Below are 17,421 nucleotides of genomic sequence, written 5' to 3'. Positions count from 1 at the left end.
CACTGCTGTATAGAAAAAAGGCTAGGGAAGGTCAACCTTTTCTAGCCTTTCAAAAAATTTATTTTTTTGTATTTGTATCATCCATTTTTAATACTGCCATGAATGCTTCCTGCGGAACTTCTACCGATCCAACTTGCTTCATTCGTTTCTTACCTTCTTTTTGCTTCTCAAGAAGTTTACGTTTACGTGAAATATCTCCACCATAACATTTTGCAAGTACGTTTTTACGCATCGCTTTGATCGTTGAACGAGCAATGATTTTTTGACCGATTGCTGCTTGAATTGGTACTTCGAATTGCTGTCTTGGAATTAATTCTCTTAATTTATCTACGATTACTTTTCCACGCTCATATGCGAAGTCACGGTGTACGATAAAGCTTAGTGCATCGACATTTTCGCTATTCAATAGAATATCCATCTTCACTAGCTTAGACGGTTTATATCCAATTAATTCATAATCGAAAGAAGCATATCCTTTTGTACTTGATTTCAATTGATCAAAGAAGTCATACACAATTTCTGATAATGGAATTTCGTAAACAATGCTAACACGTGTTTCATCTAAATATTGCATGTCGATGAAATCACCGCGTTTCTCTTGGCAAATTTCCATAATTGCTCCAACGTAGTCTTTCGGAGCCATCATTGTTGCTTTCACATAAGGCTCTTCTACGCTTTCAATTTTTTGAGGGTCTGGCATATTAGAAGGGTTATCAACTGTTACAGAAGAACCATCTGTCATTTTTACATCGTAAATAACACTTGGTGCAGTAGTAATCAAATCAATTTTGAATTCACGTTCAATACGCTCTTGAATAATTTCCATATGAAGCAACCCTAAGAATCCACAACGGAACCCAAATCCTAATGCTTGTGATGTTTCCGGCTCAAATTGTAGCGCAGAATCATTTAACTGTAATTTCTCTAACGCTTCACGTAAATCATTAAAGCGAGCAGAGTCAATCGGATACAGACCACAGTAAACCATTGGATTTAACTTACGGTAACCTGGTAGTGCCTCATTGGAACCATTCTTAGCATTTGTGATTGTATCACCCACACGCGTATCGCCTACATTCTTAATAGCGGCAGTTAAGAATCCAACATCCCCAACATTTAATTCATCCACTAAAGTAGACTTCGGTGTAAACACACCTACCTCTATTACTTCAAACTCTTTACCTGTTGCCATCATTTTAATTTTGTCACCAGGCTTAATGCTTCCGTCTACAACACGAATGTAGGCAACAACGCCACGATATGCATCGTATAAAGAATCAAAGATAAGAGCTTTCAACGGTGCTTCTGGGTCACCTTCTGGCGGTGGCACTTGAAGAACAACTTGTTCTAGAATATCTTCAATTCCAATTCCAGCCTTCGCTGAAGCTAGAACGGCTTCAGATGCATCCAGACCAATTACTTCTTCAACTTCGTTACGGACACGTTCAGGATCCGCACTCGGTAAATCAATTTTATTAATAACTGGTAAAATTTCCAAATTGTTATCTAATGCTAAATACACGTTTGCAAGCGTTTGAGCTTCAATACCTTGTGCAGCATCTACGACTAATACAGCACCTTCACAAGCAGCTAAACTACGAGAAACCTCATATGTGAAGTCGACGTGACCTGGTGTATCTATTAAATGAAAAATATACTCTTCTCCATCGGAAGCTTTATATTTCAATTGAACTGCATTCAATTTAATAGTAATCCCACGCTCACGTTCCAAGTCCATAGAATCAAGCAATTGAGCTTTCATTTCACGCTGAGTTAACGCATTTGTTTTCTCTAAAATACGGTCAGCTAATGTAGATTTCCCATGATCAATATGAGCGATAATGGAAAAGTTACGGATTTTCGATTGTCGTTTTAATTTTTCTTCTCTATTCATTTAATCCACTCCTGTAAGTCGACACAAATACACTATTTTTCATTATAACCTGTCAAAAAGCAAGATTCAATAACCGTTTAACTCTACATCAAAAAGAAGCCATGCAATACACATAATAATTTCCTTCTTCAGATTGAGTAATTCTAAAGAATGAGAGAATTATGTTTCTAGCATGGCATTCTTATTTCTGTCTCTTGATTAGTAGAATTATGTTACTTGCACTCAATAATTTCTAACCTGGCACTATAAATTCCAGAACTTTATTAAAAAATTGCTTTGAGCTTTCAGTAATTTTCTTCCCAAGATTTGAAAAGGCATTAAATGCTTTTATTTCTTCTAGCTTTTCCTTCTTCTCTTGCAGATCATAGCTTTTCATTTCTTTACCGAGAATGGAAGCATCAACTTCTCCATTGTGTTGCTCAATGGAGACAGCACTGTATAAATTCGGATCATCATAGCCTCGCATATTCAATATTCCAATATTGGCTTTTTGCATTCCTAACAAAACCCCTACAAAAAATATGATAAGTACCAATAGAAACTTTAGAAAAAAGCGAAACATACAATCACCCTGCTTATCATGTTTAATTTGAATTTTTTTTCACACTATTAACTTCCTTCACACCATTTTCAGCTACGTAAAAATCAGTGAACACATCTGCGAATGCGTCCATAGATGCCCGCAGTTCATCAAATGTATTATCCACTCCACCCGCTTCAATTAGCATGGCATTTTGAGATAAATCTTGATTATAAACCCCATTATTTCCAGGGCCACCTTGTTTAAAAACGCCACGAGATAATCCAGGGTATTTTTTCTGAATGGCTTTATGAAGTTTAACAGCTAACGCATAATTCTTTTGAAATTGTGCATTATCTCCACCAACAATAAAGGCAAGCCTAGCATAAGCTTTTCCATTAATAGCAACCGTCGTATGTTTCTTTCGTGTCGCTTCCCGATGAATATCAATTAAATAAGCGTAGTCTTTGTTATTCGCCATTGCTTCTTGAACAACTAATCTGGATTCTTTATATGCTTTCGAGTACTTTAATCCCTTACTCGATAACCGAGCATTTATGTCCGTTGCATTTGCAGTAGCACCTATTCCATTATTCTCTAAACTATTTTGGAGCAATTCTCCGACCTTAGTTACATTGATTTTACTATGGTTTGCTCGATTTGGATCTGTAACGCCCTTCAAATACGGTAAATAGGCCTCACGAGTATGTGTATGATAAATTAAAACTGTTTTTTTTCCGTTTGTTAAATTGTTTTTTGTGTTTTTTGATTCGTCGATTGAAGAGTCAATATCGTCTACATTTTGTAATTCTACTTCTTTTTTCGCTATTGCACTATCATCAGGTGGCGCAGATTCATATGGCATATTCGTATAATCCGTACCTTCCCCAGCAACTAATATTTCCGAATCAAAATGTGCAAATCCAGGCAATTCACGCCCTAATAAACTCCGAGGGTCGTCTAATGAAATATTCGCTGAAAGCTTTAGCAATTGTTTTTCCAATGAATCTTTATGTCCGGTATCTTCTATTGCTGCTGCAAAATAACGATTTTCAAACGCTAGTAACGAAAATAACATTTTTCCTGAAAAAATACTCGTCGCACCGTTCACTGATTTGGAAGATGGACGATATTCAGGCTTTACAGAAGTAAGTAAACCACTTAACGAAAAAACAAACAGTAAGAGGACAATAACGGCTAGAAAGATTTTAACTATTAAAGACCCTTGAATAATCGTAAACTGGTTATAGTGGTAGTTTTTTTTCATCATTTTCCCCCTTCATAGCTTGTCTATTAAATAAATATGACTTTGCTAGAAAAGGTAGAACAATAAATATTCAACTTGTTTACGATTTATAAAGTGAAACCTTAATCGGTGGGGGTTTTCGTTCATCCCCCACCGATTATTAGTTGAACCAATCGGGTTCAAACTGGCGCTTCATCTCCCACTTACTTTCGTTTTGAAGTGGGNNGTTTGAACGGGATAAAATCAAATTAATCTCTTGACTCTGATTTAATAGCCTCTATCATTTCGTATGATAACCAGTATTCTCTTGATTTACTGCTTCATGTAATGCTGCATTTAAACCATTTGCAATTAAATTCGACATATCTTCAATGAATATATCCACTTCTTTTGGTGTAACCATTAGGTTTTGTCCAAGCGGCGCTAATACTTCATGAATGAACTTTCGTTTCTCATCTTCGGATAAGTTACCTATTACACCCATAAAGGTCTTCCTTTCTTCGTCTCCTGGCAAATCCTCTTCGGTTAATTTTTTTCGCTTGCCAAAATTCATTCCAGCAGGAGCAAGTGCTCTAGATGGTCGGTTACCTTCTTTCAATTCTTTACCAAAATGCTTCAAAATATAATCAATTGTATCGCTCGTAATTGTAACGGCATCTACAACCGTTGGTATCCCAATTGCTATAACAGGAATTCCGAGCGTTTCTTGGCTTAATTCTTTTCGTTTATTACCAACACCTGATCCTGGATGGATACCGGAATCTGAGATTTGTATAGTTGCATTTACTCTATCTAAAGAACGAGCAGCAAGAGCATCTACAGCAATAACAAAATCAGGCTTTGTCTTATCAATAACTCCTGAAATAATATCGCTTGTTTCAACACCAGTAATACCCATGACACCAGGTGCAATGGCACTAACTGGACGGTAGCCTTCTTTCACTGTCTCGGGTTCTAATTTGAATAAATGACGGGTAATAATTAGATTCTCTACGACCGATGGTCCGAGAGCGTCTGGAGTAACGTTCCAATTACCTAAACCAACAATAAGTGCACTTGCATCTTCTTTAATTTGCATTTTTTTTAGAAAATAAGAAAACTCTTTAGCAAATACTTCTTCTACTTGTTGCTGTGTTTTGCTGTCTCCAGAGCGAATTCCTTGTACTTCAATCGTTATGTAATTCCCAGCTTTTTTGCCAATCTGCTTCGCACCTTCAGTTGTTACTTCAATCAAAGATACGGTAATATCATTTTCCGTTTTTTCTTTAATAATCACGCCTTCTATTTGTGAAATATTCTTTTCACCAGCGACGGTTTTTTCTTCTATCAGCATATCATTAGCTTCCAATGCTAAATCTGTTCTTATTGCATATTTACTATAGTCCACTTTCTCTTCCATGTACGATTCCTCCCAAACCAAAGTTCTCTTATTTTTCCATCATTACCTATAATTATTCCTTACTCATTATTAAAAAATTTAATTGAGGTGAAAAACCCTTTTACATTACGTAATAAAATAGTGTACAATGCATATTAGTATTGCAATATAAATGACAGTCTGATAGAATGATTTTTGTTGCTTAAACTAAGAAATTTAAAAGTCGAGTTTATTTTATATAGATCTCGATTCCTAATATAGGAGGTGACACCGGAATGCCTAACATTAAATCTGCGATTAAACGTGTAAAAACTGCTGAAGTAAAAAGAGCTAACAATATTACTGCTAAATCTTCAATGCGTACAGCTGTTAAAAACGCTGAAGCTGCAATTGCGAACAATGATGAAAACTCAAAAGACGCTCTTTTAGCGGCTGTGAGAAAATTGGACAAAGCTGCTTCTAAAGGTCTTATCCATAAAAACGCGGCTTCCCGCAAGAAATCTCGCTTAGCTAAAAGACTAAACAGTCTTAACGCATAATTAAAACGATCCTTTGGATCGTTTTTTTATTTAGAAAACAATCATCAGTCCCTTGTGATTGACTCTAAATCAAAAAGCTTAGACATCGCGCGAAATTATACCTTCTAAAAAAAGACGTGGCAATAGCCCACGTCTCATCATCTTTCACTTATTTGTTCTCTTGTTTTTAAAATTAATTACTTACCCGACTTCCGCTCTGCAAGATAATCAGCTCTAATAATAATGCTTTATCCATTTGACCAGTTTTCATTTTATAATCAGCATCTGCAATATTATTTAAGAAAGTCATTAATTCCTTCTCTTGAAAATATCGTGCTTTTTCCATTGCTAATTTGACGCGAAATGGATGAATTTTCAAATGCGTTGCTATTTTTTGCTGCCCATAACCATTTTGCGATAAACTTTTCGCAACATACATAATACGCACTTGTGAAGCCATAAGCGCTAACACTTTAATCGGCTCCTCATTTTGACGTAGTAATGATTGTAATAATTGTATTGCTTGTGATGTTCTACGATTCATAATGAAATCAATCAGTGTAAAAATATTTTGTTCTAACGATTTAGATGCTAATTCATTTACCGTCTGCACAGTAATCATTTTTTCTTCCAAAACATATAAAGCCATTTTTTCAATTTCATTGGCCAACAATAATAAATTTTGTCCCGCTGTTTCCATTAGTGTCTGAATCGCTTCACGTTCAATTTGTACACCGTGTGCTATTGCTTGCCCTTCAATCCATCTTACTAATTCTTGGTCTTTTAATTTATTTGCTTCCACAACCGTTGCATGATGTTTAAGCTGTTTCGTAATTTTTTTACGTTCATCAAGTTTTTCATAGGTCGCTGCAATAACCACTATTGAAAAAGGGGAAGGATTTTCTACATAATCGAGCAATAATTGTATATTGTGTTCTACTTTTTCTTTCGTTTTTTCAGCTGTTAAAAAATACGGATTATGTAAAATCACTAATTTCCTTTCACCCATAAATGGAAACGTTTCTGCTTCTTCTAAAGCAATATGAATTGGTGTTTCTTCTAAATCAAAATTTGAAACATTAAATTCTACTTCACTTTCCTCTAAAGCATGTTCCATCAATGTCGAAAGTGTTTTTTTTATTATAAATGGCTCAGGTCCATACAATAAGTATAAAGGAGCAAATTGCTTTTGTTTCATTTGTTTCCAAACTTCTAATGCCAATCTTATCGCCTCATTTTGCTTGTATTAACATAATGTTAGCGATGATTGTTTTAATTATCAAGTAGGAATAATAGGGAGTAATTTGGATATTAGTAATTACGTACCAAGGAAAGCATAAAGGGGTCATCATCACCTCATTAAGACGACCCCTAATCTATATAAACGCAGAATGTTAAGCCCCGGGAAAACTTGACTTTCTACGGTATACCAAATCATCACTAGTAACGGTGGTGTACTACTTATTCTTTCCACGCAAATACAAACTATTTGTGACAACTCTTACTAGTTGTGGAAAACGATTTAGTGTCGTATAGATTTTTTTATTATAATCGCTTATACTATTTAATAATAAATGGGAGGGATGGAAAATGAATACATTTGAACAAGATGTGCAATCAAAACGTAATGATGCCGTTGATTCTGCTGTAGGATTTATAGTTTCTTTCGGATTTTTCGCTACTATGTTCATCATCGCAACAGTTATTCAATTCGTTGCAGGTTAATACTGTACATAGACCTTCCATTTCTGATATGGGGGTCGTTTTTTTTATGTTGGGCTCTTTGAATACAATCCTATACTATGGCAATGTCACCGAAAAGGTTCCTACCCCCCATAAATATTTATAGTGGATTGATCCTTGCTGATCGGTTCGTAGAAGGGGTATTCTTCTTTCTTGTAAAGCTTCTATTACTTCTTGGCTTGGATGGTTATAGCGATTATTCTTCCCCGCTGATACAATCGCTAACTCAGCATTTAGTTGGTCTAAGAAAGGAGCTGAACTAGAATACTTACTTCCATGATGCCCTACTTTTAATACGTCAACTTCCATTTGCGGATATCTATTTATAAGTTCACTTTCTCCTTCTTCACCTAAATCACCAGTAAATAACCAATTGAGCTCATTAATCTCAGCTAACAAAACGAGTGAACTTTCATTTGAATTTTCAGTGTATCGAACTGGATGCACCACATAAAAAGAATCTTCCCCTTTTCTCCACCCTCCACCGTTTTCTAATAATGAAACTTTGCTTTTTTCTTTAACAGCGCCCTCCCACATTGGTGTCGTAATAAAATCTTTCTGTAACACTTCAGGAATGACAATTTCCTTCACTTGTATTGCTTCCATTACAGCGTTTGCTCCTCCGATATGATCTTGGTCATGATGCGTTAATATTAGCTTATCGATTTTTCGAATACCTTTACTTTTCAAATAAGGAACAACTATATCCTCCCCAGGTTCAAATGGCTTTCTTTTCTCCTGCCACTTTTCTTTAGAAAACATCAATACCCCACCTGTATCGATTAAATAAATCCCTTTACCAAAAGGACGTTTGATTAAAATGCTATCTCCTTGGCCAACATCAATTACAACAACCTCACCAATCGGGGACAAACTCACTTTGTGATAAAACAAGAATAAACTCGAAACCAACACACACATACATAGAATAACAAGCTTCCGACTCTTCAATTCCCAACAATAAAATAAAAATAAAATAAGGATCATTAACAAGAGTGAAGAAAGAAAAGATGGTTTCCCGTAAGTTAGCGATGCAAGAGGAATACGAGAGAGTAATAAAGCAACATCGTTACTTATAATAAAAAGCCGTTCGAGAAGGGTTAAAAAGAGGGAAGAAAAAGGAGCATGTAAAATAGAAAAAAAGAATGCAATCATAGTTATAGGTAATAATACAACCGTATACAAAGGAATATATACAAGGTTCGCTAAAAATCCCCATAATGAGAATTCATAAAAGTAATACAAAATAATCGGCAAGGAACATAATTGACAAATAACTGTTACTATTAACGATTGTACTACTTTATTATGATGCTTAACTGCAACTAAAATCTTTGCGCTCATTAATAGTGCAAACGTAATAAAAAAAGATAATTGAAAGCCTACTTGTTGAAGATAAAAAGGATTAAAAAGCATCAATAAAAGAAAGATACTACACAGTAAAGATACTGGCGAAACTTTGATTTTCAAAAGTGTAAGAAGTAAAAACACCATTACCATTACACATGCTCGCACAACTGAGGGAGCACCACCAGCAACGATTCCATAAATCGGTAATAATATGATTAACATAATTTGTGTCGCCTCTCTCGTTAATCCAATCCGTATACCTGCAAAGAATAAACAAGCCGTTATAATAGCCACATGCAAGCCTGAAATCGCTAAAATATGAACAAGCGACAATGATTTATAGGCATTGTATGTTTCCTCCTCAATCCAATCACTTTCACCAAACAACAATGCTGCTGAAAATCCTTTCGCTTCAACCGGAAAATATTGATTGATATGTTGTAAGCCTTTGGAGCGAATGCTTTTTATACTTTCTACTACATTTGGCTTCGTATACCTGCAAGCCGATAACGGATTTTTGTCTGACCTCAGAATCCAATAAATACTTTGATTCCTCAAATAAGCTTTGTAGTTAAAAGCATTTTCATTGCGATTACTTTCAGGCTGTTCTAATTGACCTGAAACCGCACAAGTTAGACCAAGCTTAAATTGAGATGTTATTACTCGCTTTTCTTCTTCAGATTTAAATGAGTAATGCAATAAAATTTTATCTTCAGAGGAGGTGGTAACGACAGCTTGAATAGATGCTCCATTAATATCCGGTAGCTCTGTCAAACGAACGATATGGAGCTTCTCTGCAGTTGTAAGGGTAGATTGATTAAAGTAGGCATGAACATGTGAAATGAGGAAATAAAAAGCAATAGTTATTATTACATAAACAATTGCTTTCTTAGATGAGATAAAAAAGTAAAGAAGGAGAATGATTAAGACCATAAAGAAAATGGGTTTCCAATCATAAAAGGCCGAAACACCTAGAATAGCTGCTACGGCCAGTAATAATATCACAAGCAATCACCTCTGCTATTGAAAGAGTTTTTCCTTTTGTTCTTTTAGAGTAAGAAGTTTCTGTTCATCTACGTGTAGATTTTCTAATTCTTTTAACATTTCTTCAAACAACTTCGCTTTCTCATGCATTTTTGAATCTAGAGCTGCTTGTGTAAACGGTACGTGCTCTACTTGAACACCTGCTTGTTCGAAAAGTTCAAGTGCATATGGATGATTTTTATAATCTTCGGCATAGTATACTGCTTTAATCCCCGCTTGAATAATGGATTTACAACATTGTAAACAAGGGAAATGGGTTACATAAATTTCTGCTCCGCCCGTTGGCACACCAAATTTAGCGCATTGCAGCAATGCATTCATTTCAGCATGAATCGTTCTAACGCAATGATTATCAATCACGTAGCAACCTTTATCGATACAATGATCGCCACCAGCAATTGAGCCGTTATATCCCCCAGCAATAATTCGTTTATCACGAACGATTGTAGAGCCAACCGTTAAACGTGTACAAGTACTTCTAAGAGCTAATAAATGACTTTGTGCCATAAAATATTGATGCCAACTAATTCGACTCATCTTGCTTCCCTCTTTTTCAATAATTAATATGTTACAGATTATTCTACAACGTTTGCACACATTTGAATAGTTTAGATAAGAAGAAGTACCTCAGTATATATCGAGATTCGAGACTGATTAGTTGAATGATCATGCTGCTTAAATTGTTACTTGGTCTTTCAATTTTTCAAATGTTTTATCTCCTATACCACTTATTTCTTTCAATTCATCCACATTTGAAAATGAACCTTTTTCAGTCCTATACTGAATGATGGCTTTAGCCTTAGCAGGCCCAATACCAGGTATCGTTTGTAGTTCATCTTCACTCGCTGTATTGATGTTTATTTTCCCCTCACCGGAGGCCTCATTCGAACTACTTTCAACTGACATTGGAGACATAGCTTGAGGAGGTTGTTCGCCAACATTCGGAACATATATTAACATTTGGTCCTCTACACGCTGCGCAAGGTTAACAGCATTCCGATCTGCTTTAGCAGTAAAGCTACCTGCCTTTTCAATAACATCTAACACTCTGTCATCCTTTGAAGCTACGTATACACCGGGACGATTTACGGCACCTTTAACATCTACTTTCTTAATTGTTTCTTCTTGGACATTCGTTTCTTTTGTTACATCTTTTGTCACCTCTTCTTGGTCTGTCGCTTGCTCTAAAAGATTTTCTGCAGTCAATACTTCTTCTTGGCGGTTATTAGGAAAGTATATGATTATAAGTAGAATCAATAGAGCTACAGCTCCACCAATGATGATCCACACTTTCTTTTGTGCCAATTGTTTCACTTGATTCACATCCTTTATTACATGATTATTTCGCATAATTTCCATTTGTAGCTCATATTGTTTTATGAAGTAATTGCAGAAGGGAGGAGGAATACATGATAGTAGGAATCATTGGAACAGGTAATATGGGCTCTATTCTCGCAGATGCCTTACTACAATCACATTCTGTTCAAGCGTCTTGTTTAAAGGTTTACAACCGTACGCAAACTAAAGCACTCGCCCTCCAACAACAACATCCAAAAATTGAAATCAGCACTAACATTCGTCAACTCACTCAAGATTGCCAATTAATTTTTGTTTGTGTAAAGCCTGGTGATATGTATCCTCTTTTTGTAGAAATGGAAAAAGTTATCACTGAAAATCAATGTGTTGTATCCATAACTAGTCCTATTAGTACTAAACAAATGGAGTCTGTATTAACTTGCAACACTGCTCGTTTCATTCCGAGCATTACTAATAAAGTATTATCAGGTGTTTCATTGATTACATTTGGAGACTCTTGCAAAGAGGAATGGAAGCATTATATTCGCAAACTTGCAAATAATATTTCAGAAGGAATTGAAATTGAAAACGATATTACAAGGGTATCATCAGATATCGTAAGTTGTGGTCCAGCTTTCTTCAGCTATTTAGCACAGTGTTTTATTGATGGTGCAACTGCAACTACAGGTATAGATAAACAAACAGCTACAATATTAACTGAAAAAATGCTGATTGGATTTGGAGATTTGTTAAAAAGCGGGCAATATTCCTTGCCGACTTTACAAGAAAAGGTTTGCGTAAAAGGTGGTATTACTGGAGAAGGTATCAAAGTGCTAGAAAATGAATTGGGAGATGTGTTTGAACAAATTTTTCAAGCAACACATCATAAATTCGCAGAGGAAATTACGAAGATAGAGAAACAATTTCATGAACAATATTAAATTTCGACAAAAAACTTTAAACTCCTGCAATATTAGTTAAAAATAAAAACAAGGAAAGAGGTTGTCCTAAAGAAAACCTCTTCCCTTGTTATTCTTTTATAGCAACAAACATAATCCGTTCACTTTGTTCACTTGGTTCAATATTCTCAAGATCTGCTATTACTTCTTTAATAGTAAATCCAGCTTCTCGCAACCATTGTTCATACATCGCAATTGGATAAGTACGTTGATAATGATCTTCTTCAAATCGATCATAAAGGTTTGTATCTTCATCCTTTACAAAGAAAGAAAGCTCATGTTCAACACTATAAGGCTCTTCACCTTCAAATGAATGCCAAATATAAGAAACAGCATCTCCAGCATCAGCAAAAGTTGCATTTACAAAGATTTCTTCCATCTTATAAATAGAATGAACGTCGAACATAAATAATCCACCTTTTTTCAACTGCTCATGCACATGTTGAAATGTAGACTGAACATCCTGTTCACTTTCTAAATAATTTAACGAGTCACAAAAGATGACAATACTATCGAATAACTCACCCATATCTAACTCAACCATATTTTGATGATAGAAAGGAATCGACACGCTATACTCTTCAGCTTTCGCTCTCGCTATGGAAAGCATTTCTTCCGATAAATCAACGCCCGTTACATTGTATCCTTTGTCTGCAAGACGTACAGTAAACTCACCCGTACCACATGCTACATCTAGTACACGATTACCCTTAATATCAAATTGAGCCATCTTCTCAATAAAACGATCAATCCATTTATCGTAAGGAACATCTTGCATCAACGTATCATATACAAAGGCAAATCGTTCATAACTCATTGTTGAAGCTCTTGTTCAATTGGGAATAATGGAGCATCTCCCCATAAACGTTCTAAATTGTAATAGCTTCTTTCATCACGATGGAAGACATGTGCAACCACATCTCCTAAGTCAACAAGAACCCATTTTGCTTCATCCAAACCTTCAATACGCTTTACATCTACACCTTTTTCCTCAGCTTTATCCTTCATCTCACGTGCAATTGCCTGAACTTGCTTATCTGAATTACCATGACAAATTACGAAATAATCCGCAACTGAAGAAATCCCTTGCATATCTAAAACCATAATATCTTCTGCTCTCTTATCATCAGCAGCTTTCGCTACAGTAACTAACAATTCTTTTTCGTTTAACAAACTTATTCCTCCATTTTCTTTTTCTGTACAAGATCATTATATGCAAAAACTGTATCCGGATAAATGGTAGCGTTTTTCGACATTAAGAAATTAACCGTATTACGTAAAGCCGCAACAACCGCCTCATCTAAATCCTTCTTCGCTATCTTGCGAACATTTTCAACTCCAGGAAACTTTCTACCTGGTTCAATATAATCTGCTAGAAAAACAATCTTCTCTAACTTCGTCATATGTGCTCGTCCTGTTGTATGGTAAAGAATTGCAGATAATACTTCTTCATCTTGTATTCCTGCTTCTTTTTGCACTAAATAAGCGCCCACAGGTGCATGCCATAATTCATGATGAAAGTCCAATAGCTCTTTAGCCATTTTCTGTTCTTCAATAATTTTTCTCATTTCTTCTTTAGGGCGAAACTTAGCATAATCATGAAAAATCCCCGCGAGTTCTGCTTTTTCCACATCAGCCCCGTATCTTTTTGCCAATGTGACTGCCGTGTCTGTTACTCCTATTGTATGCACATAACGTTCTTCTGTTAATTGCACTTTTACAATCGCTAAAGCTTGTTCACGTTTCATATAAAGAGTTCTCCTCTATATACTCTTCAACAGCAGGTGACACTAAATATGTAATAGTATCCCCTTTTTTCACTTTATCTCGGATGGCAGAAGATGATAAGTAAATAAGGGGTGCATCAATTAATTCAAAAGGGTATGGTGTATCCGTTATAAACGGTGGTCTTTGAACACCGACAAACTGTACTAAACCCACTAACTCATCAATTCGATGCCACTTTGGTAAATACTCAATCATATCCGCACCAATAATAAAGTAAAACGCTGTATTAGGTTCTTTTTCTTTTAATTTTTCCATTGTATAAAATGTATAAGAAGTACCTGGTGAATCTAATTCAATTAGCTCTAATGAAAATCGTGGATGATCTTCAATCGAAAGGCGCAACATCTCTACTCGATCCTCATTTGAAACACCTTGAGATTTCTCTTTATGAGGAGGGGTATGATTCGGCATAAATCGGATTTCATCAAGTTCTAGCGCTGTTAAAATCTCATTGGCTACGATTAGATGTCCGATATGTGGTGGATCAAACGTCCCACCTAGGATTCCTACTTTTTTCATTTTTTCAGTGGAAGCTCTAGTTGTTTGTTCTCTTTCGATTCTTTATAAAGGACAACAGTTAACCCGATTAATTGTACTAATTCAGCTTTTGTTCCAGCTACTAGTTCTTTAGCAACTGAATCTTTATCAACATCACAATTTTGCAGAATGCTGACCTTTATTAATTCTCTAGCTTCTAATGCTTCTTGAATTTGTGTAATCATATTATCATTTACGCCACCTTTTCCTACTTGAAAAATCGGTGATAAATGATGTGCTTTCGAACGTAAAAATCTTTTTTGCTTTCCTGTTAACATGGTTAACCTCCTAATTTCCTTAAAACAATTGCTTTCATTCTTTCAATATTTGGTTCTATTCCAGTCCAAATATGAAACGCTAAAGCTCCTTGATGTATAAACATTGGTAAACCATTCTGTATAGAAGCGCCTTTTTTCTTTGCTTCTGATAAAAATTTCGTTTCCAAAGGATTATATATAATATCACTCACAAAAGCATCACTTCGTAAATGTTGAAGTGATAGTGGCATTTCATCCACTTTTGGCTTCATACCAATCGAAGTGGTATTAATAATCAAATCGTAATCATGCAAATGGTCTTCTGCTAATTTAATCGAAAGACTTTTTGATCTTGCTTCATAAGGATTTTCATCAATAATTTGTTGAGCACGAGAAACGGTACGGTTTGCAATGTCGATTTCATGTACTCCTTCTTTTACTAATGAAAAATAAATTCCTCTTGCGGCACCACCAGCACCTATGATCAATGTTTTCTTCTCAGTTAATGAATCATGCAGTTCTTCTTTCAAGCCAGCTACAAAACCTAATCCATCCGTATTGTAACCGATAAATTGACCATCTTCATATTTTACCGTATTTACCGCTCCAATAGTAGCGGCAAGCTGATCAACTTGATCCAGTAAAGGAATAATAGCTGTTTTATGAGGAACAGTTATATTAAACCCTTTAACTCCTAAAGCCTTCATGCCTTTAACTGCTTCTTCTAAATGACTTGGTAGTACGTGAAAAGCATTATAATAAGCATCCAATTCTTGATCAGTAAACGCATCGTTGTGCATATCTGGTGACATTGAATGTGAAATCGGATCTCCAATTACGCCGTATAATTGTTTCAGCTTCCCCACCAACCTGTTCATATAAAGTATCTCGTTCAACTATTGTTCGATGGAATCTAACCTAGCGACCGAGAAGTTTCTCCACCTTCATATTAGAATTTAAATCAATGATTTACGAACCATTACAGATACACCTTTTGGAACGTGAGCGACAACCATTGCACCAGGCTCATTAATTGTAATCCATCCTAATCCTGAGAATACAATATCCATCTTGCCTTCTTTTAAAGAAAATTGATGTGGTACAAGCTCAGGCATCTTACCATCCACTCGATCTAAACTTGGTGATAATAGTTCACCAGCATGATCTTGATACAATTGATCCGCTTTTTCTAATTTAGTACGGTGAATGCCTAATTCATTTGAAACATAGCAAGTAAATGATCTTCTTCCACCAGAAAGATAATCAAATCTAGCTAATCCTCCAAAAAACAACGATTGATTTTCATTTAACTGATAAATCTTTGGTTTAATTTCTTTCTTCGGGGTAATATATTTCAAATCTTTCCCATCAACATAATGGGCCATTTGATGATGATTAATAATCCCTGGAGTATCCATTAAAGCATGTCCATCATCTAACGGGATTTCAATAATATCTAGCGTAGTACCTGGAAAGTGAGAAGTCGTTATAACATTTCCCTCTCCACTAACTTCTTTTATAATGCGGTTAATAAACGTCGATTTACCAACATTTGTACAGCCTACAACATAAACATCCTTACCCTTACGGTATTGTTCAATTGCTTCAACAGCTTCCGCCATACGAGACCCTTTCGCAGAACTCACAAGCATAACATCGATTGGTTTTAAACCCAGTTCTTTTGCGCTGTATTTCATCCAGTGAGTTAGCTTATTTGGCTTCACCGATTTTGGTAGCAAATCAACCTTATTACCGATTAGAAGTACTGGATTATTGCCAACAAAGCGATGTAAGCCTGGAAGCCAACTACCATTAAAATCAAAAATATCTACAATTTTTACAATTAAGGCGTCATTTTGTCCAATTTCATGAAGAATTTTCAAGAAATCATCATCAGTTAATGAAATATCTTGAACTTCATTATAGTTTTTCAAACGAAAACAACGCTGACAAATAATTTGCTCTTTCTCTAGAGCTGATTTTGGTGCATACCCCATTCCTTTTGGATCACCTGTTTGAATTTGGATGCCACACCCTATACATGATACGTGTTCTTGAACTGTCACTTTTTGTCCTCCCATTGGATTAATCCTTGTTTTTGAAACTTAGAAAGGATTCTTCTTTCTACCTGTCGATTAAATTTTGTAAAAAAGCCATCTGATTGAGCCACAGGTACAACTAGAATGGTATGAAACCCACTTCTATTACCTCCTAATACATCCGTTAATAATTGATCGCCTATTACAACTGACTCTTCTTTTTTAATGCCCATATCTGCTATAGCCTTTTTAAAAGCTCTAGCCAAAGGTTTTCTTGCTCTAAAGATAAAAGGGATTTTTAGGGGATCTGAAAAAGCTCTGACCCTTTTCTCATTATTATTCGAAACAATGGTTACTCGAATACCGTGTGCTTGCATATCGTTAAACCATTCGATTAGCTTGGGTGTAGCATTGGGACGGTCCCATTCTACTAACGTATTATCTAAATCCGTTATGATCCCTTTTATTCCTTTATCAATTAAACTTTGAGGAGTAATCTCAAAGATACTTTTTACATGTTCGCTTGGCAAAAATAACTTAAGCATTTTTCTCTACACCTCTACCTATTTCATAAAATACACCGTAATACATCATACCTAATTTTTTCTTTTCTTTCAAAGCTACCTTTAACTATTTTGTGCCTAAATTACATACTAACAATATTTTTCGACAAAATCCCAATATTTACCTACCTGTGGATAAAGTTATACACAGATTCCACAGTGTTTTACTTCGATAAATGACTACTATAAACAAATTAACCACAACTTATCCACCACAACCTGTGGATAAGAGAACGATTGTTCCAATTGTTTATATTTGGTAAAGTTTCTTTATAGACACTTTAACTAT

The 17,421-nt window shown here is 35.4% G+C and carries 19 protein-coding genes; 3 read left to right on the top strand and 16 right to left on the bottom strand.

Annotated elements, in window-relative coordinates:
• Positions 1 to 58 precede the first annotated feature (58 nt).
• The 4 genes from lepA to gpr form a co-directional block, all read right to left on the bottom strand.
• On the bottom strand, positions 59 to 1,894 hold the full coding sequence (gene lepA, locus V7014_RS04875) for a translation elongation factor 4 (RefSeq protein WP_335504737.1): 1,836 nt from the start codon (positions 1,892 to 1,894) through the stop codon (positions 59 to 61).
• A 232-nt stretch (positions 1,895 to 2,126) separates the two neighbouring features.
• Entirely contained in the window at positions 2,127 to 2,456 is a 330-nt protein-coding gene (locus V7014_RS04870; RefSeq protein ID WP_335504735.1) for a YqxA family protein, read from the bottom strand.
• A gap of 22 nt (positions 2,457 to 2,478) precedes the next feature.
• Positions 2,479 to 3,681, bottom strand: coding sequence for a stage II sporulation protein P (spoIIP, locus tag V7014_RS04865; protein WP_335504734.1), 1,203 nt, complete (start codon positions 3,679 to 3,681; stop codon positions 2,479 to 2,481).
• Between the two features lie 259 nt (positions 3,682 to 3,940).
• Entirely contained in the window at positions 3,941 to 5,059 is a 1,119-nt protein-coding gene (gpr, locus tag V7014_RS04860; protein ID WP_335504732.1) for a GPR endopeptidase, read from the bottom strand.
• Positions 5,060 to 5,313: 254 nt separating this feature from the next.
• Here gpr and rpsT point away from each other — a divergent pair, with 254 nt between their 5' ends.
• A complete protein-coding gene (gene rpsT, locus V7014_RS04855) occupies positions 5,314 to 5,577 on the top strand; it encodes a 30S ribosomal protein S20 (RefSeq protein WP_335504731.1) in 264 nt (87 codons plus the stop codon).
• Between the two features lie 172 nt (positions 5,578 to 5,749).
• Here rpsT and holA read toward each other — a convergent pair whose 3' ends face one another.
• Positions 5,750 to 6,778: a DNA polymerase III subunit delta gene (gene holA / locus V7014_RS04850; RefSeq protein WP_335504729.1), complete on the bottom strand. Its 1,029-nt coding sequence runs from the start codon at positions 6,776 to 6,778 to the stop codon at positions 5,750 to 5,752.
• A 368-nt stretch (positions 6,779 to 7,146) separates the two neighbouring features.
• Here holA and V7014_RS04845 point away from each other — a divergent pair, with 368 nt between their 5' ends.
• On the top strand, positions 7,147 to 7,281 hold the full coding sequence (locus V7014_RS04845; protein ID WP_335504727.1) for a YqzM family protein: 135 nt from the start codon (positions 7,147 to 7,149) through the stop codon (positions 7,279 to 7,281).
• A gap of 75 nt (positions 7,282 to 7,356) precedes the next feature.
• On the opposite strand, the gene V7014_RS04840 is transcribed toward V7014_RS04845, so the two are convergent.
• The 3 genes from V7014_RS04840 to V7014_RS04830 form a co-directional block, all read right to left on the bottom strand.
• Positions 7,357 to 9,654 carry a DNA internalization-related competence protein ComEC/Rec2 gene (locus V7014_RS04840; protein WP_335504725.1) on the bottom strand — a complete coding sequence of 766 codons (2,298 nt, stop codon included), beginning with the start codon at positions 9,652 to 9,654 and terminating at the stop codon, positions 7,357 to 7,359.
• A gap of 15 nt (positions 9,655 to 9,669) precedes the next feature.
• Positions 9,670 to 10,230, bottom strand: coding sequence for a ComE operon protein 2 (locus V7014_RS04835; RefSeq protein ID WP_335504722.1), 561 nt, complete (start codon positions 10,228 to 10,230; stop codon positions 9,670 to 9,672).
• Between the two features lie 138 nt (positions 10,231 to 10,368).
• Positions 10,369 to 11,043 (bottom strand): helix-hairpin-helix domain-containing protein, encoded by a 675-nt coding sequence (locus tag V7014_RS04830; protein ID WP_335504721.1) that lies wholly within the window; start codon positions 11,041 to 11,043, stop codon positions 10,369 to 10,371.
• 59 nt (positions 11,044 to 11,102) lie between these two features.
• On the opposite strand from V7014_RS04830, the gene comER reads away from it, so the two are divergent.
• Positions 11,103 to 11,930 (top strand): late competence protein ComER, encoded by an 828-nt coding sequence (comER, locus tag V7014_RS04825; RefSeq protein WP_335504720.1) that lies wholly within the window; start codon positions 11,103 to 11,105, stop codon positions 11,928 to 11,930.
• An 88-nt stretch (positions 11,931 to 12,018) separates the two neighbouring features.
• On the opposite strand, the gene V7014_RS04820 is transcribed toward comER, so the two are convergent.
• From V7014_RS04820 to V7014_RS04785, 8 genes are all read right to left on the bottom strand, one after another.
• On the bottom strand, positions 12,019 to 12,765 hold the full coding sequence (locus V7014_RS04820; protein WP_335504718.1) for a class I SAM-dependent DNA methyltransferase: 747 nt from the start codon (positions 12,763 to 12,765) through the stop codon (positions 12,019 to 12,021).
• Complete coding sequence (rsfS, locus tag V7014_RS04815) at positions 12,762 to 13,121, bottom strand: ribosome silencing factor (RefSeq protein WP_335504716.1); 360 nt, start codon at positions 13,119 to 13,121, stop codon at positions 12,762 to 12,764. The genes V7014_RS04820 and rsfS overlap by 4 nt, the downstream gene beginning before the upstream one ends.
• 2 nt (positions 13,122 to 13,123) lie before the next feature.
• Positions 13,124 to 13,696: a bis(5'-nucleosyl)-tetraphosphatase (symmetrical) YqeK gene (gene yqeK, locus V7014_RS04810; protein WP_335504715.1), complete on the bottom strand. Its 573-nt coding sequence runs from the start codon at positions 13,694 to 13,696 to the stop codon at positions 13,124 to 13,126.
• Entirely contained in the window at positions 13,686 to 14,255 is a 570-nt protein-coding gene (locus V7014_RS04805; protein WP_335504713.1) for a nicotinate-nucleotide adenylyltransferase, read from the bottom strand. The genes yqeK and V7014_RS04805 overlap by 11 nt, the downstream gene beginning before the upstream one ends.
• Entirely contained in the window at positions 14,252 to 14,551 is a 300-nt protein-coding gene (yhbY, locus tag V7014_RS04800) for a ribosome assembly RNA-binding protein YhbY (protein WP_335504711.1), read from the bottom strand. The genes V7014_RS04805 and yhbY overlap by 4 nt, the downstream gene beginning before the upstream one ends.
• Before the next feature lie 2 nt (positions 14,552 to 14,553).
• Positions 14,554 to 15,387: a shikimate dehydrogenase gene (gene aroE, locus V7014_RS04795; RefSeq protein ID WP_335504846.1), complete on the bottom strand. Its 834-nt coding sequence runs from the start codon at positions 15,385 to 15,387 to the stop codon at positions 14,554 to 14,556.
• Between the two features lie 99 nt (positions 15,388 to 15,486).
• Positions 15,487 to 16,611 carry a ribosome biogenesis GTPase YqeH gene (yqeH, locus tag V7014_RS04790; protein ID WP_335504709.1) on the bottom strand — a complete coding sequence of 375 codons (1,125 nt, stop codon included), beginning with the start codon at positions 16,609 to 16,611 and terminating at the stop codon, positions 15,487 to 15,489.
• A complete protein-coding gene (locus V7014_RS04785; protein ID WP_335504707.1) occupies positions 16,593 to 17,114 on the bottom strand; it encodes a YqeG family HAD IIIA-type phosphatase in 522 nt (173 codons plus the stop codon). The genes yqeH and V7014_RS04785 overlap by 19 nt, the downstream gene beginning before the upstream one ends.
• Positions 17,115 to 17,421 lie beyond the last annotated feature (307 nt).

It is taken from the genome of Bacillus sp. JJ722 (assembly GCF_036963345.1).
GTDB lineage: Bacteria > Bacillota > Bacilli > Bacillales > DSM-1321 > Bacillus_AD.
The sequence above is the reverse complement of the archived record's forward strand: the minus strand, read 5'-3'. Positions and strand labels throughout refer to the sequence as shown.

Coding starts and splice junctions, on each gene's coding strand:
- comER (WP_335504720.1), top strand. CDS start 11,103: ATGATAGTAGGAATCATTGGAACAGGTAATATGGGCTCTATTCTCGCA.
- V7014_RS04870 (WP_335504735.1), bottom strand. CDS start 2,456: ATGTTTCGCTTTTTTCTAAAGTTTCTATTGGTACTTATCATATTTTTT.
- lepA (WP_335504737.1), bottom strand. CDS start 1,894: ATGAATAGAGAAGAAAAATTAAAACGACAATCGAAAATCCGTAACTTT.
- spoIIP (WP_335504734.1), bottom strand. CDS start 3,681: ATGAAAAAAAACTACCACTATAACCAGTTTACGATTATTCAAGGGTCT.
- V7014_RS04835 (WP_335504722.1), bottom strand. CDS start 10,230: ATGAGTCGAATTAGTTGGCATCAATATTTTATGGCACAAAGTCATTTA.
- V7014_RS04820 (WP_335504718.1), bottom strand. CDS start 12,765: ATGAGTTATGAACGATTTGCCTTTGTATATGATACGTTGATGCAAGAT.
- V7014_RS04805 (WP_335504713.1), bottom strand. CDS start 14,255: ATGAAAAAAGTAGGAATCCTAGGTGGGACGTTTGATCCACCACATATC.
- V7014_RS04830 (WP_335504721.1), bottom strand. CDS start 11,043: ATGCGAAATAATCATGTAATAAAGGATGTGAATCAAGTGAAACAATTG.
- gpr (WP_335504732.1), bottom strand. CDS start 5,059: ATGGAAGAGAAAGTGGACTATAGTAAATATGCAATAAGAACAGATTTA.
- yqeK (WP_335504715.1), bottom strand. CDS start 13,696: ATGAAACGTGAACAAGCTTTAGCGATTGTAAAAGTGCAATTAACAGAA.
- V7014_RS04785 (WP_335504707.1), bottom strand. CDS start 17,114: ATGCTTAAGTTATTTTTGCCAAGCGAACATGTAAAAAGTATCTTTGAG.
- yhbY (WP_335504711.1), bottom strand. CDS start 14,551: ATGTTAACAGGAAAGCAAAAAAGATTTTTACGTTCGAAAGCACATCAT.
- V7014_RS04845 (WP_335504727.1), top strand. CDS start 7,147: ATGAATACATTTGAACAAGATGTGCAATCAAAACGTAATGATGCCGTT.
- yqeH (WP_335504709.1), bottom strand. CDS start 16,611: ATGGGAGGACAAAAAGTGACAGTTCAAGAACACGTATCATGTATAGGG.
- rpsT (WP_335504731.1), top strand. CDS start 5,314: ATGCCTAACATTAAATCTGCGATTAAACGTGTAAAAACTGCTGAAGTA.